Annotated in this window: 15 protein-coding genes; 10 read left to right on the top strand and 5 right to left on the bottom strand. The window is 67.1% G+C overall.

What is annotated here, in order from left to right:
• Positions 1-73: 73 nt before the first annotated feature.
• The 3 genes from ABIE00_RS10985 to ABIE00_RS10975 are packed head-to-tail and all read right to left on the bottom strand — an operon-like array spanning position 74 to position 2,749.
• A complete protein-coding gene (locus ABIE00_RS10985) occupies positions 74-1,018 on the bottom strand; it encodes a COX15/CtaA family protein (RefSeq protein ID WP_354260149.1) in 945 nt (314 codons plus the stop codon).
• Positions 1,019-1,025: 7 nt separating this feature from the next.
• Entirely contained in the window at positions 1,026-1,784 is a 759-nt protein-coding gene (locus tag ABIE00_RS10980) for an ABC transporter permease (RefSeq protein WP_354260147.1), read from the bottom strand.
• Complete coding sequence (locus tag ABIE00_RS10975; protein ID WP_354260145.1) at positions 1,781-2,749, bottom strand: ABC transporter ATP-binding protein; 969 nt, start codon at positions 2,747-2,749, stop codon at positions 1,781-1,783. The genes ABIE00_RS10980 and ABIE00_RS10975 overlap by 4 nt, the downstream gene beginning before the upstream one ends.
• Positions 2,750-2,868: 119 nt before the next feature.
• Here ABIE00_RS10975 and ABIE00_RS10970 point away from each other — a divergent pair, with 119 nt between their 5' ends.
• The 6 genes from ABIE00_RS10970 (at position 2,869) to ABIE00_RS10945 (ending at position 8,087) form a co-directional block, all read left to right on the top strand.
• On the top strand, positions 2,869-3,723 hold the full coding sequence (locus ABIE00_RS10970; RefSeq protein ID WP_354260143.1) for a helix-turn-helix transcriptional regulator: 855 nt from the start codon (positions 2,869-2,871) through the stop codon (positions 3,721-3,723).
• A complete protein-coding gene (gene sufB / locus ABIE00_RS10965; protein ID WP_354260140.1) occupies positions 3,720-5,183 on the top strand; it encodes a Fe-S cluster assembly protein SufB in 1,464 nt (487 codons plus the stop codon). Before ABIE00_RS10970 ends, sufB begins: the two co-directional genes overlap by 4 nt.
• Entirely contained in the window at positions 5,183-6,424 is a 1,242-nt protein-coding gene (sufD, locus tag ABIE00_RS10960; protein ID WP_354260137.1) for a Fe-S cluster assembly protein SufD, read from the top strand. Before sufB ends, sufD begins: the two co-directional genes overlap by 1 nt.
• A gap of 56 nt (positions 6,425-6,480) precedes the next feature.
• The gene (locus ABIE00_RS10955) at positions 6,481-6,840 is read left to right on the top strand and encodes a non-heme iron oxygenase ferredoxin subunit (RefSeq protein WP_354260134.1); all 360 of its coding nucleotides are present in this window, start codon (positions 6,481-6,483) and stop codon (positions 6,838-6,840) included.
• Between the two features lie 109 nt (positions 6,841-6,949).
• Complete coding sequence (sufC, locus tag ABIE00_RS10950; RefSeq protein ID WP_331571291.1) at positions 6,950-7,738, top strand: Fe-S cluster assembly ATPase SufC; 789 nt, start codon at positions 6,950-6,952, stop codon at positions 7,736-7,738.
• Between the two features lie 16 nt (positions 7,739-7,754).
• Positions 7,755-8,087: a metal-sulfur cluster assembly factor gene (locus tag ABIE00_RS10945; protein ID WP_102973549.1), complete on the top strand. Its 333-nt coding sequence runs from the start codon at positions 7,755-7,757 to the stop codon at positions 8,085-8,087.
• Between the two features lie 69 nt (positions 8,088-8,156).
• Here the strand turns inward: ABIE00_RS10945 and ypfJ are convergent, their stop codons facing one another.
• Complete coding sequence (gene ypfJ, locus ABIE00_RS10940) at positions 8,157-9,053, bottom strand: KPN_02809 family neutral zinc metallopeptidase (protein WP_354260131.1); 897 nt, start codon at positions 9,051-9,053, stop codon at positions 8,157-8,159.
• Positions 9,054-9,113: 60 nt separating this feature from the next.
• Here ypfJ and ABIE00_RS10935 point away from each other — a divergent pair, with 60 nt between their 5' ends.
• Both ABIE00_RS10935 and ABIE00_RS10930 read left to right on the top strand, forming a co-directional pair.
• Entirely contained in the window at positions 9,114-10,520 is a 1,407-nt protein-coding gene (locus ABIE00_RS10935; RefSeq protein WP_354260128.1) for a class I adenylate-forming enzyme family protein, read from the top strand.
• Between the two features lies 1 nt (position 10,521).
• On the top strand, positions 10,522-11,742 hold the full coding sequence (locus tag ABIE00_RS10930; RefSeq protein ID WP_354260125.1) for a thiolase family protein: 1,221 nt from the start codon (positions 10,522-10,524) through the stop codon (positions 11,740-11,742).
• A 346-nt stretch (positions 11,743-12,088) separates the two neighbouring features.
• On the opposite strand, the gene ABIE00_RS10925 is transcribed toward ABIE00_RS10930, so the two are convergent.
• Entirely contained in the window at positions 12,089-12,229 is a 141-nt protein-coding gene (locus ABIE00_RS10925; protein ID WP_354260122.1) for a hypothetical protein, read from the bottom strand.
• 73 nt (positions 12,230-12,302) lie between these two features.
• Here ABIE00_RS10925 and ABIE00_RS10920 point away from each other — a divergent pair, with 73 nt between their 5' ends.
• Together ABIE00_RS10920 and ABIE00_RS10915 are read left to right on the top strand one after the other, a co-directional pair.
• Positions 12,303-13,259 (top strand): alpha/beta fold hydrolase, encoded by a 957-nt coding sequence (locus ABIE00_RS10920; RefSeq protein ID WP_354260119.1) that lies wholly within the window; start codon positions 12,303-12,305, stop codon positions 13,257-13,259.
• 91 nt (positions 13,260-13,350) lie between these two features.
• Complete coding sequence (locus ABIE00_RS10915; RefSeq protein ID WP_354260116.1) at positions 13,351-13,656, top strand: hypothetical protein; 306 nt, start codon at positions 13,351-13,353, stop codon at positions 13,654-13,656.
• Positions 13,657-13,665: the final 9 nt, after the last annotated feature.

Here is a 13,665-nt window from a genome sequence, read left to right as displayed (position 1 = left end):
GGCCCTGACCGCAAGCGGCCCCACTGAGGAAGCGTCAGGGGTGAAGCAACGAAACCTGAGGAAGCGTCGAAAACTACCCGACGGGGCTGGAGCGGGCAATGTCGGCGGCGTTGGTTGCCGCGGCCATCAGCAGGGCGGCACCCAGCATGTGCGCGCCCACGAGCAGCGCCGGAATGCCGTTGTAGTACTGCGTGAAGCCGATGATGGCCTGCAGCACGGTAACGCCGAGGAGCATCAGCACGGCCGTCCTGAACGTGCCGGAGATCCCGCGGCGGAACACGAAGTACAGGGCGAGCAGCGTGCCGGCGGTGACCAGATACGCGGGCACGGCGTGGATGTGCGAGAACAGGTCCCAGTCCAGGTCGTTGCGTGGCGCGTTGGCGTCACCCGCGTGCGGGCCGGCGCCGGTCACCACGACGCCAAGCATGACCGCAATCCATGCAAACACTGCGACGGCGGTCATGGCCGGCCGAAGCACGCCCGGCAGGGCAGCGAGCGGCGAGCTCCGGAACTGGCCGGTCCTGCCGTATGCCCGGTTAACCAGCAGCGTGGCGAATACCACCAGGGCCATGGACACCAGGAAATGCAGTCCAACCACCCACGGGTTCAGCTGGGTAAGCACGGTGATGCCGCCGATGATGGCCTGCGCCGGGATGCTCGCCAGCAGGCCAAGGGCCAGCAGGAACAGGTCCTTGCGCTCCCTGCGCAGATTCCACAGGTACACGAGCATGAGTGCAGCGACGGCGGCCAGGGCAAACGTCAGGAGACGGTTGCCGAACTCGATGAAGCCGTGGATGCCCATCTCGGGGGTGTTCACCAGGGAGTTGCTCGTGCACCTGGGCCAGGTGGGGCAGCCCAAGCCCGAGGCGGTCAGCCGGACGGCGCCGCCGGTGACCACCAGGACCGTCTGTCCGATCAGGGACAGCACGGCCAGGCGGCGGACGGTCGAATCGACGGTGACGGGAAGCTTGGATGCCAGGCGGCCGACGAACTGGGGGAGGCGCGAAGCCGTGCTCACTTTAGTCTCAATTCCATTTGAACCAGCGGATGGCTGCTGCGCCGGCGAGAACCGTCCACATCAGCAGGACAAGAACAGCGTTGCCGTTCACGGCGCCGTGCAGGAACGCGTCCCGCAGGCCTTCGCCGAGGGACCCGGACGGCAGCAGGTGAACGGTGTTCTGGGCGAGTTCCGGCAGCCGCTGCATGGGGATCACGATGCCGCCCAGGGCGCCGAGCAGGATCCACAGCAGGTTGGTGATCGCCAGGGTCGCCTCGGGTCGGACGGTGCCCGCCACCAGCAGGCCAAGGGCCGTGAACGCGGCAGCGCCCAGGACCAGCAGGCCCAGGCCCGGCAGAATCCCCAGGGCATTGGGATGCCAACCGAGGGGAAGGGCGACGGCAGCGACGATGACCACCTGGATCACCAGGACGGCCAGGACCGCGAGGATCTTCCCGGCGATGAGGCCTGCGCGCCCCAGCGGTGTGGTGGACAGAAACCGGAGCACGCCGTAGCGGCGGTCGAAGCCGGTGGCGATGCCCTGCCCGGTGAACGCAGTGGACATGGCGCAGAGCGCGAGGATGCCGGGGACGGCAACGTTGACCCGGCTGTCCCCGATGCCGTCAAGCAGCGGGGTGACCGTCAGTCCGATCAGCGCCAGGAGCGGCAGGACCACGGCCAGAATCAGCTGCTCACCGTTCCGGAGCATGGTGGTGGCCTCGTATTTACCCTGCAGCAGGATCCGGCGGAGCAGGGGAGCGGGTGCGCTGCCCGTGGCTGTCGTCATCGGATTTCCCTTCCGGAAATGTCAAGGAATACATCTTCGAGGCTACGGGCCTCCATGCTCAGCGAGCCCGGCATGATGCCGTGGTGCGCCCACCAGGCCGTCAGCGCGGCGAGGTCCTCGGGTGTCAGCGCCCCCGTGGCCGCGTAGCTTCCGGAACGCGTCTCACGGATCTCGATCTCGGCCGGCAGCACGCCGTCGAAATCCAGCCCCGGCACGGCATCGAAGTGCAGCGTCCGCACGTGGTCCCGGTGGGGCGTCTCCGGCATGTTGTGCTGGAGAAGCTGGGCGACGGTGCCCTCCGCAACGTTCCTGCCGGCGTCGATGATGTACACGTAATCGGCCAGCCGCTGCGCGTCATCCATGAGGTGGGTGGTGAGGATGATCCCCATCCCGCCGTCCCGGAGTTCGGCAATGAGTTCGAAGACCAGCTGGCGGGACTGCGGATCCAGGCCGGCGCTGGGTTCGTCCAGGAACAGGACCTCCGGGTTGCCGATCAGCGCGGCGGCGAGGGCCAGCCGCTGCTTCTGTCCGCCGGACAGCCGCCGGACATTGGTCCTGCTGAACGTGTCGATGCCCAGCCGCTGCACCAATTCATCCAGCGGCCTGGGATTGCGGTACATGCCGGCAACGTGCCGGAGCAAGGGAATGGGGCGGGCCGACGGCGGGAGCCCGCCGTCCTGGAGCATCACTCCCACGCGGGCGCGCAGTTCCGCACCGGCGGTGCCGGGATCCGAGCCGAGCAGCGTAATGGACCCGCCCGTCCGCTGCTGCAGCCCCTGGGCGCATTCGATGGTGGTAGTCTTGCCGGCACCGTTGGCTCCGAGCAGCGCAGTGACCTCGCCACGTCCGGCGACGAGCGAGACGTCGCTCACCACCCTGAGCATCTTGCCATCGAGGGTGGGGAGCGGACCGACGTCCTTGATGAGCCCGTCGATGGTCAGTACGGGGGATTTGGGGGATCGCACCCCAATATTCTACGTGAAGTAGTACTGTCACGTTGGAGCACCGTGCCGGAGCCGCGTATCGGACACAGGTCAGCCTTGCCTTACTGGTACGCCGCAATAAATTACGACATGATTGTGTTGTGTATTCCATGACCAAGACCACTTCCGCGCCTTTGGCCGGACAGGGCGCGCCTGCGGGTGCGCTGCGCGGTGGAAATCGTGCTGCCCTGGCATCCGTGCCTGCCGCGGCCGACTCCGATGAGCGCACGCGCGACCGCGTCCTCAGCGCCGTCCTGGAACACGGGCCGGTCAGCGCCGCGGAACTGGGTGACCTCCTCGGGTTCACCCCGGCCGCCGTCCGCCGCCACCTGGACCACCTGTCCCGCGCCGGCGTTATCGAGGTCAAGCGCGTGGCCCGCGCAGGCGCCGGTGCCGGACGGCCCGCCCGCCGCTACGTCCTCAGCTCCCAGGGCCAGTCCTCACTGGGCGACGACTATCTGAACATCGCCACCCTGGCGCTCAAGCAGCTCGGCGCGGTGGCAGGCGATGAAGCCGTCCGCCAGTTCGCCGTCGAGCGCTTCGCGGAGATGGAACGGCGGTACGCCCCCGAGGTAGAGGCGGCCGGAACGGACATCACCGCCCGCGCGCAGGCACTGTCCGCCGCCCTCTCCCGGGACGGCTTCGTCGCTTCCACTGCCACCATCGAAGCCAAGGCCCCGCTGCCCGCAGCACTGTCCAGCGTCCAACTGTGCCAGGGCCACTGCCCCATCCAGCAGCTGGCCACCCAGTTTCCCGTGTTCTGCGACGCGGAAACGGAAATGTTTTCGCGCCTCGTTGGTGTCGATGTCCGCAGGCTTTCCACGCTCGCCCGCGGGGGACACGTCTGCACCACCCATATACCCACAGGCCGTCCGGCCGTGACGGTGGCCCTGGCCACCGACGCACCGGACAACCTGGACGAAGTATCCAACCATCTGCAAGAAAGGCCGTTATGACGGACCAACTATCAGAGAAGAAGGTTGCCGAGCCTGGTGTTATCGCCGAGATTCTGGAAAAGAATCCCGAGCTGCACGGCATCGGAACCTATGAGTACGGCTGGGCCGACAAGAACGACGTCGGCGCTAACGCCCGCCGCGGCCTTAACGAGGACGTGGTCCGCGACATCTCGGCCAAGAAGAGCGAGCCGGAATGGATGCTTGACCTACGCCTCAAGGGTCTGAAGTACTTCGACCGCAAGCCGATGCCCACCTGGGGTGCTGACCTCTCCGGCATCGACTTCGACAACATCAAGTACTTCGTGCGCTCCACCGAGAAGCAGGCCGCCACCTGGGAAGACCTGCCCGAGGACATCCGCAACACGTACGAGAAGCTCGGCATCCCGGAAGCCGAGCGCAGCCGCCTGGTCTCCGGTGTGGCAGCCCAGTACGAGTCCGAGGTTGTCTACCACCAGATCCGCGAGGACCTCGAGGCCCAGGGCGTCATCTTCCTGGACACGGACACCGCGCTGCGCGAGCACCCGGAGATCTTCCAGGAATACTTCGGCACCATCATCCCGGTGGGCGACAACAAGTTCGCCTCGCTGAACACGGCTGTTTGGTCCGGCGGATCCTTCGTGTATGTGCCCAAGGGCGTTCACGTCGATATCCCGCTGCAGGCCTACTTCCGCATCAACACGGAAAACATGGGTCAGTTCGAGCGCACGCTGATCATCGCCGACGAGGACTCCTACGTCCACTACATCGAAGGCTGCACCGCGCCGATCTACACCTCGGACTCGCTGCACTCGGCCGTCGTCGAGATCGTGGTCAAGAAGGGCGCCCGCGTCCGCTACACCACCATCCAGAACTGGTCCAACAACGTGTACAACCTCGTGACCAAGCGCGCCATCTGCGAAGAGGGCGGCACCATGGAGTGGATCGATGGCAACATCGGCTCCAAGGTCACCATGAAGTACCCGGCCGTGTACCTCACGGGCGAGCACGCCAAGGGCGAGACCCTGTCCATCGCGTTCGCCGGCGAAGGCCAGCACCAGGACACCGGCTCCAAGATGGTGCACATCGCGCCGAACACCAAGAGCTCCATCATCTCCAAGTCCGTTGCCCGCGGCGGCGGACGCGCGGCCTACCGCGGCCTGGTCCAGGTCCGCGAGGGTGCCAAGCACTCCGCGAACACGGTCCGCTGCGACGCGCTTCTGGTGGACACCATCAGCCGCTCGGACACCTACCCGTACATCGACATCCGCGAGGATGACGTCCAGCTGGGCCACGAGGCCACCGTCTCGCGCGTTTCCGAGGAGCAGCTCTTCTACCTCATGTCCCGCGGCATGCGCGAAGACGAAGCCATGGCCATGATCGTGCGCGGCTTCATCGAGCCGATCGCCCGCGAGCTGCCGATGGAATACGCCCTCGAGCTGAACCGCCTCATTGAACTCCAGATGGAAGGATCCGTCGGTTAATGACTGCCGAAATTACTACTGAAAAGGCCCGCATCGGAGCTCCTTCCATCGCCGGGTTCACCGAGGAAGGCGAGGCGCTGGTCCCCGCTAAGGTGGACCACAGCCACAACCACGGCGTCACCGTCATGTCCTCGCGCGCCGAACGGCTCACGAGCTTCGACGTCGCCGACTTCGCGCTGCCCACCGGCCGCGAAGAGGAATGGCGCTTCACTCCGGTCCGCGGACTGGCCAACCTGTTCTCCGACGCAGCGTCGGACGGCGAGGCGGCCACGTTCACCGTGGAAGCCCCCGAGGGCTACGTCCGGGGGAGCCTGGCACAGGGCGCCGCCCCGCGCGGCACCGTCCTGACCCCGGCCGACCGTGCCGCCGTCGTCGCCTCCGCCAACACGGACGAGGCCCTGCACGTGGTCATCCCGGCCGACGCGGAACCGGCTGAGCCGGTCCGCATCCTGGTCGACGGCGCGAGCGCAGGCCGCCGCTCCAACGCACACTTCGTGCTGGAAGCCGGCGCCAACTCCCGCAGCGTCGTTATCGTCGAGCACACGGGTGCCGCCGACCACAACGGAAACCTGGAAGTCATCGTCGGCGACGGCGCGCAGCTCACCTTGATCTCGGTGCAGCTCTGGGACGACGGCGCGCGGCACCTGGGCCAGCACGACGCCCAGGTGGGCAAGGACGCCGTCTACAAGCACATCGCCGTTTCGCTCGGCGGTTCCGTGGTGCGACTGAACTCCAACGTCCGCTTCTCCGGTGAGGGCGCCGAGGCCGAGCTCCTGGGCCTCTACTTCGCCGACGCCGGGCAGCACCTGGAGCACCGGTCCTTCGTTGACCACAACGTGGCCAACTGCAAGTCCAACGTGCTCTACAAGGGCGCCCTGCAGGGCAAGAACGCGCACACCGTCTGGGTGGGCGACGTGCTGATCCAGAAGCAGGCCCTGGGCACCGACTCATACGAGAAGAACCAGAACCTGGTGCTCACCGACGGTTGCCGTGCGGACTCCGTGCCCAACCTCGAAATCGAGACGGGCCTCATCGAGGGTGCCGGCCACGCCAGCTCCACCGGACGCTTCGACGACGAGCACCTGTTCTACCTGATGGCCCGCGGCATTCCCGAAGACGTGGCCCGCCGTCTCGTGGTGCGCGGCTTCCTCAACGAGATCATCCAGCAGATCAAGGTTCCGGCACTCGAAGAGCGCCTGACCGAGGAAGTCGAGCGCGAGCTCGCCGCCACCGAGAACTGACCGTACGGAAACCAGGCCCGGCCCAACCAGCCGGAAACGACAGCACAGGACAACGGATGACTGAACAGCCAAAGGGCGAGCTCGTCTGCAAAGCAAACGAGATCCAGCCCAAGCAGGCCCTGCGGATCCTGATCGACGACTTCCCCGTCGCGATCGTCAAGGACTCCATGGGAGAAATCCACGCAATCGGCGACACGTGCTCGCACGCCGATATCTCCCTCTCCGAGGGTGAAGTGGAAGGCTGCGCCATCGAGTGCTGGGGCCACGGCTCACAGTTCGACCTGCGCAGCGGCGAACCCCTGCAGTTGCCGGCCTACGACCCCGTTCCAGTGTTCGCGGTGGAGATCCACGGAGACGACGTCTACGTGGACTTCACCAACGTCCTGAACGGCGCCGAAGCGCCGAACTTCAGCTGATCCGCAGCCAAGCCTGAAGCCCAGGCGGGCCTGAACCAGAACTTAACAACTTCCAGACCAAAGACCGCACCGCCGACAGAACGGCACGGTGCAGAGGAGAACAAGACACATGTCTACTCTTGAGATCAAGGACCTGCACGTCAGCATCGACACCGAGCAGGGCACCAAGGAGATCCTGAAGGGCGTCAGCCTGACCATCCGCACCGGTGAGACCCACGCCATCATGGGCCCCAACGGCTCCGGCAAGTCCACCCTGGCGTCCACCATCGCCGGCCACCCGCGCTACAACGTCACCCGCGGCACCATCACGCTGGACGGCGAAGATGTGCTGGCCATGAGCGTTGACGAGCGCGCCCGCGCCGGCGTCTTCCTGGCCATGCAGTACCCGGTGGAGGTCCCCGGCGTTACCATGACCAACTTCCTGCGGACCGCCAAGACCGCCATCGACGGCGAAGCCCCGGCCCTGCGCACCTGGACCAAGGACGTCAAGGCCGCCATGCAGCAGCTGCGCATCGACGCCGACTTCGCCCAGCGCAACGTCAACGAAGGCTTCTCCGGCGGTGAGAAGAAGCGCGTGGAGATCCTGCAGCTGGAGCTCTTCAAGCCGAAGTTCGCCGTCCTCGACGAGACCGATTCCGGCCTGGACGTCGACGCCCTCAAGGTGGTCTCCGAAGGCGTCAACCGCGCACACGCCACGGGCAACATGGGCACCCTGCTCATCACCCACTACACCCGCATCCTGCGCTACATCAAGCCTGACTTCGTTCACGTTTTCGTGAACGGCCAGGTTGTGGAAGAGGGCGGCCCGGAACTCGCCGACCGCCTCGAAGAAGAAGGCTACGACCGCTACGCCGCGGGCGCCGGATCAGCCACGGCTGCCGCAGCGGTCCAGGCCTAGTTAGGACTGACCGACCATGACCGAAATCGACGCAGCCCGCACCGGGCTGGAGGATGTCGAAGAGGCACTCAAGGACGTCATCGACCCCGAGCTCGGGGTCAACATCGTGGACCTGGGCCTGCTGTACGGGCTCAAGTACTCGGAGGACGACGGCGCCCTGCTGATCGACATGACCCTCACCACCGCCGCCTGTCCGCTGACCGACGTGCTCGAGGAGCAGGTCGGCAAGGCGCTTGACGGCGTCGTGGACGACTGGCGCCTGAACTGGGTATGGATGCCGCCATGGGGTCCGGAGCGGATCACCGACGACGGCAAGGACCAGATGCGGGCCCTCGGCTTCAACATCTGAATAAGTACGACGGCGGCCGGTCACCTTCCCAGTGAAGGTGACCGGCCGTCGTCTTAATCAGCCTGAGGGTTACAGGGTTCTGGCGCTGAACGTGTCGCACTGGTTAATGTCGCCGGTCTTGTAGCCCTGGTAGAACCACTTCTGCCGCTGTGCGCTGGACCCGTGCGTCCAGCCTTCCGGGTTGACGCGTCCCGTGGCGGCCTTCTGGATCCGGTCGTCGCCAACGGCGGACGCTGCGGAGAGCGCGTCGTTCAGGTCCTGCTGCTTGAGCGGCTCAAGGAAGGGCTTGCCGGTTTTCGGGTCCTTCTGCGTGGTGGCGTACCGGGTCCAGAGCCCCGCGTAGCAGTCGGCCTGCAGCTCCACCCGGACAGCACCGGATTCCGCACCCTGCGGATCCTGCTGGGCCTTGTCCAGGTCGCCGAGGATGTTCTGAATGTGGTGTCCGAACTCGTGGGCCACCACATACTCCTGGGCCAGCGGGCCGCCGGAAGAACCGAAGCGGGTCACCAGGTCCTGGAAGAAGCCGGGATCGAAGTAGGCCGTGGTGTCCGGCGGGCAGTAGAACGGGCCCACCTCGGACGTGGCCGTGCCGCAGCCCGTGCGCGTGGCGCCCTCGAACAGCACAGCCTTCGGCCGCGGGTACTTCACGTTGTAGTCGGCGAGGTACGCGGGCCAGAACGCGTTGAGGCTGTTCACCGTCCCGGCAATCCGGCAGTCGAGGTCCTTGTCGGCGTCGGAACCCAGCTTGCACTGGGTGAGGGGTGTTCCCGTGCTCCGGGCCGGCTGTTCCTGCCCGCTGCCCAGAAGCGGGCCAAGCAGCTGCGGGTTGATGCCAAACAGTGCCGCAAGGAGCAGGATGACGCCGCCCCCGATGCCTCCGCCGATCTTTGTGCCGCGGCCTACTCCGCCGCCGCGCCGGTCTTCCACTTGGGATGGGTCCAGCTCGACCCCGTCATTGAAGCTCATGTTGTCACAATAGTCTTCACCTCGGGGCGGTGGCGGGTTCGGCCCGGTAAAGTTGGTCCGATGCCTTTTCTCAACAATCTCCAGCGTTGGGCCGATGAACGCCCCGACGACACCGCCGTCGTCGTGGCCGGAAAACGGCTCAGCTGGGCCGAACTGCGCGACGCCGCGCAGGCTGCCGCAGCCTCCAGCACGGCTCCGATCACAGTCCTCGCCCAGCCCAATTCCACCCGGTTCGCCGTTGACTTCGCCGCCGCCGTGGCCGGTGACCGTGAGTGCGCGGTCCTGGACCCCACATGGCCGGAACAGCTGCGGGACGAGATCGTCCGGCGTCTGGGCAGCGGCGTTGATCCGGTTGCCGGGGGTGCCGGCAGTGACCTGGCGGATGGGGACCCGGCCGCGTCTTTCCTCATCGGCCTGACCTCCGGCACCACCTCCGTACCCAAGGCGTTCACCCGTTCGCGCCGCTCCTGGCAGCAGTCCTTCGAAGCGTCGATGGAGTTCTTCCGGCTTAGCCAGCAGGACAAGACGCTGGCACCCGGACCGCTGGCCGCCAGCCTGAACCTGTATGCGCTGGCTGAATGCCTCTACGCCGGTTCGGAGTTCCACACCCTGGAATCGTTCGACGTCGGGGATGTCCACGCGGCCATCACCCACGACGGCATCACCCGGCTGGTGCTGGTTCCCACCATGCTGCGGCTGCTCAGCGAACGCGGACTCCTGGGCTGCGTGGACGCGTCGGGTGTCCGGACCATCATCTGTGCGGGTTCGAAGCTGGACGCGCGCACGCTGGAGGCGGCCCGCCGATGGGCGCCGCATGCCACCATCTACGAGTATTACGGGGCGTCGGAACTGAGCTTTGTCTCCGGCGCAGGCCTGGCCGCGGGGGAGCCGTTCGCCGCCGGCAGCACCGCGATCGGCCGGCCGTTCCCGGGCGTCGAGGTGCGGATCCTGGACGACTCCGGCGCGGTGCTCCCCGACGGGGCGGCCGGCAACATCAGCGTCCAAAGCGGGATGGTCAGCAACGGCTACCTCTGGGGCGACGACGGCCAGGCGCTGCGCTGCTTCGACGGCTGGTTCACCGTGGGCGACCAGGGCTACCTTGCCGACGGGGTGCTGCACATCCTCGGCCGCCGCGCCGACATGATCATCACAGCAGGCAAGAACGTCTATCCGCATGAGGTGGAGCTGGCGCTGTCCTCGGTGCCCGGCGTCGCCTCGGCCATTGCCGCCGGCATGGATGACGACCTGCGCGGCCAGCGCGTGGTGGCCGGCATCGTTCCCTCGCATGGCGGCGTCACCGCGACGCAGCTCAAGACCGGGCTGGAGGACGTCCTGCCCAAGGACAAGCGGCCGCTGCAGTACTATGCCCTCGACGAGCTTCCGGTGACGGACCGCGGCAAGGTCAGCCGGCGCCTCCTGCTCGACTGGATCGCGGCCCGTGACAGCCGGGTCCGGCACCTTGTCTAGCGTGCCGTCCGGGCCGGTACCCGGGCATCCGGGGTTCCAGCTGCCGGACGACCGGCAGCCGGTAATCATCGCGGCGCTGCGCACACCCGTCTGCCGGGCGAACGGTGCGCTCAAGCACCTGCGCTCCCACGAACTGCTGGCACCGGTCCTGACGGCGCTGCTGGCTGAAACGGGGGTGGGCGCCCGCGAGGTGGCTGACGTGGTCATCGGCAACGCCGTCGGTGCGGGCGGCAACGTCGCCCGGCTCGCTGCCCTCGAGGCCGGACTGCCCGTCACGGTTCCGGGCCTGACGGTGGACCGCCAGTGCGGCTCCGGCCTGGACGCCATCGTCCTCGCGTCCCGGCTCGTCGCGGCGGGCGCCGGCACGTACCTTGCGGGCGGCGTCGAAAGCATCAGCACCGCGCCGCTGCGCGCGCACCGGAACGACGACGGCGAACCCGCCTTCTTCAGCCGTGCCCAGTTTGCGCCGCACACCCACGGCGACCCGGACATGGGCGTCGCGGCCGAGAACGTTGCCCAGGAATACGGCATCAGCCGCGCCCGGCAGGACGAGTTTGCGCTGCGCAGCCACCGCAGGGCAGTGGCTGCGCAGTCAGACGGCACGTTTGGCCGGGAGACGGTGCCGCTGCCTGCAGCGTCAGGAACGGTTCCGGGGACGGTGACGGCCGACGACGGTCCCCGCCCCAAACTCAGCGAAGCCCTGATGGCGCGGTTCCCCGCGGCCTTCGTGGACTCCGGGACTGTCACCGCGGGAAACTCGTGCTTCGACGCTGACGGGGCCGCCGCCGTCGTGATCACCTCACTGGCCAGGGCCCGGGAACTGGGTGCCGCCGACGGGCTGGCCGTCCTGGGCACGGACACGGCCGGGGTGGAACCGCAGCTGCTGGGGATCGGTGCCGCAGCCGCCGCCTCGCGGCTACTGGCCGCGCAGTCGGTGGACGCGGCGGACATGGACCTTGTGGAGTTTAATGAGGCGTTCGCCTCGCAGACCCTTGCGTGCCTGGACCACCTGGGGATCGATCCGTCCCGGGCCAACGCCGACGGCGGGGCGCTGGCTTTGGGTCATGCGTACGGCGCGTCCGGCGCCGTGCTGGTGACCAGGCTGCTGGCGCAGGCCCGGCAGTCACCGGCCGCGGCTGCTGACGGGAAGCTGGCCCTGGCCATGATCAGCATCGCGGGCGGCATGGGCACTGCGGCACTGTTCCGCCACATCCGGCTGTAAGCCGGGCGCACCTACGGACGTCGATGACTCCCTTGAGGTGCTGCAGCTGGGCGACCTCTGCCCCCAACGCTCTATCAGTTCCTGCAGGTTTTCCCGCGACGCTTCCTCAGCTTCCGCAGGTTTTCCCGCGACGCTTCCTCAGCTCGTGCAGTTCACAGCTCGAGGGGCGCGCGGGTTGGCTGACAATGGAGCCATGTGAGCGTGCCGGCCGCGAACAGCCACAAGGCCGCAGCCAGTGGACGGGCCGATGCACTTCGGTGGGTGACGGACCGCTTCTTCGTATCGGTCCCGGGACCAGGGCCGTGAGGAGGAGCCGGACGAACGGCAGAAGGAGCCTCTAACGCCACTACGGCCCCGAACCTTCGCCGTCAGTCCGCCCCTTGGCCATCCGCAGAATCCAGCCGGCGATGAAAACCACCGCAACGACGGCAACCGCCATCAGCGCCAACGCCAAAAACACGACGACGTGCCAGCCCTCAAGCCTCATCGGTTCCCCATTCCCAATCCGACGCTTTCACCGACCCTACCCCTGCCAAGGTCCATCTCGTAACCTTTGTTGGATGACGGGGGAGAATGCGGGCCGGGTAAAAGTGGGCGGCGCAGAAATCTATTGGGAGACGTCGGGAAATCCCGCGGGGATTCCCGTGCTCTACCTCCACGGCGGCCCCGGCGCCTCTCCTGGCCAGGGTTACCGGACCCGCCATGACGCTTCAAGGTTCTGGACCGTCGGCCTGCACCAGCGCGGCTGTGGGCAGAGCACGCCGGCCGTCCAGGACGATCTTGCTTTCCTGCCGGCCAACACCACCCAGGCCCTGATCGAGGACATCGAGGCCGTGCGCCGGCACCTCCAGGTCAGGAAGTGGATTGTCACAGGAGCGTCGTGGGGGAGCACCCTCGCCCTGGCATATGCCCTTCAGCACCGGGACCGTGTGCTTGGGCTCGCACTGATGGCCGTGACCACCACGAGCCGCGAGGAGGTCGAGTGGATCACCGAGGGCGTGGGCCGGATCTTCCCGGAAGCATGGGCGCAGTTCTCAAGCCAAGCCAAATGCCGGTCCGGGGAACGGGTGGTGGACGCGTACGCCCGCCGCCTCGCGGGCGAGGACCGCGACGATGCCGAGGCGGCAGCCCTGGCATGGGATCGGTGGGAGTCCACGCACATCTCGCTGGATCCGCTGTGGCAGCCCGGCCTGATGTTCGACGACGATCGCAGGCGTATGACCTTCGCCATCCTCGTCACCCACTACTGGTCGCACGACGCATTCCTCAGCGGCGGGCAAGCCATCACGCAAAGGATCCACCAACTCAACGGTATTCCCGGCTACCTCATTCATGGGCGCAAAGACGTCAGCGGGCCCGTGATCACGCCTTGGAGGCTTCATCAGCGCTGGGAGGGGAGCCGACTCCTCGTCGTTGAGAACGAAGGGCACGGCGGCCCGGAGTCGATGGCCGCACTCGTCGACGCCGTCGAAGAAATCGCGGCTGGGCGGCACCGAGCGGTCAGGCCGGGGACATAACAGGACAGCACATCGTGCTTTAGGCTTACACCACATCTCGCGGCCACCCGTCGCGGGTGGCGTATGGACCTGAAGGAAGAGAGGCAGAGCTATGCAGCCAGACCTCGGCCAGCGCGCCGCGAACGAGCACGCCGACGTCGCCCGGTCCCTGCTCGCCGCAGCCGAGCAAGCACTGTCGGGCGCCGATGTCGACGCCGAACTCCAGATCAGGCTGGCCCAGGCCCATGCCACCCTTGCCCTCGCACTCGAAACGCGCGCCGCCGCCTACGACACCCGGACTGCCGCGTACGTTGCATATTTGGCAACGCTCAAATCGGAAGCCCGCGCGGAGAAGAACCAGCACGCCGCCGTCGTCGCGAAGCTTGTCCGCGACCGCCTCGGTTTCGAGGCCGAGTAAGCGGCGGCC

This window comes from Arthrobacter sp. OAP107, from assembly GCF_040546765.1.
GTDB lineage: Bacteria > Actinomycetota > Actinomycetes > Actinomycetales > Micrococcaceae > Arthrobacter.
Note: the sequence above shows the minus strand (reverse complement) of the source record. Positions and strands in the feature narration are given on the sequence as shown.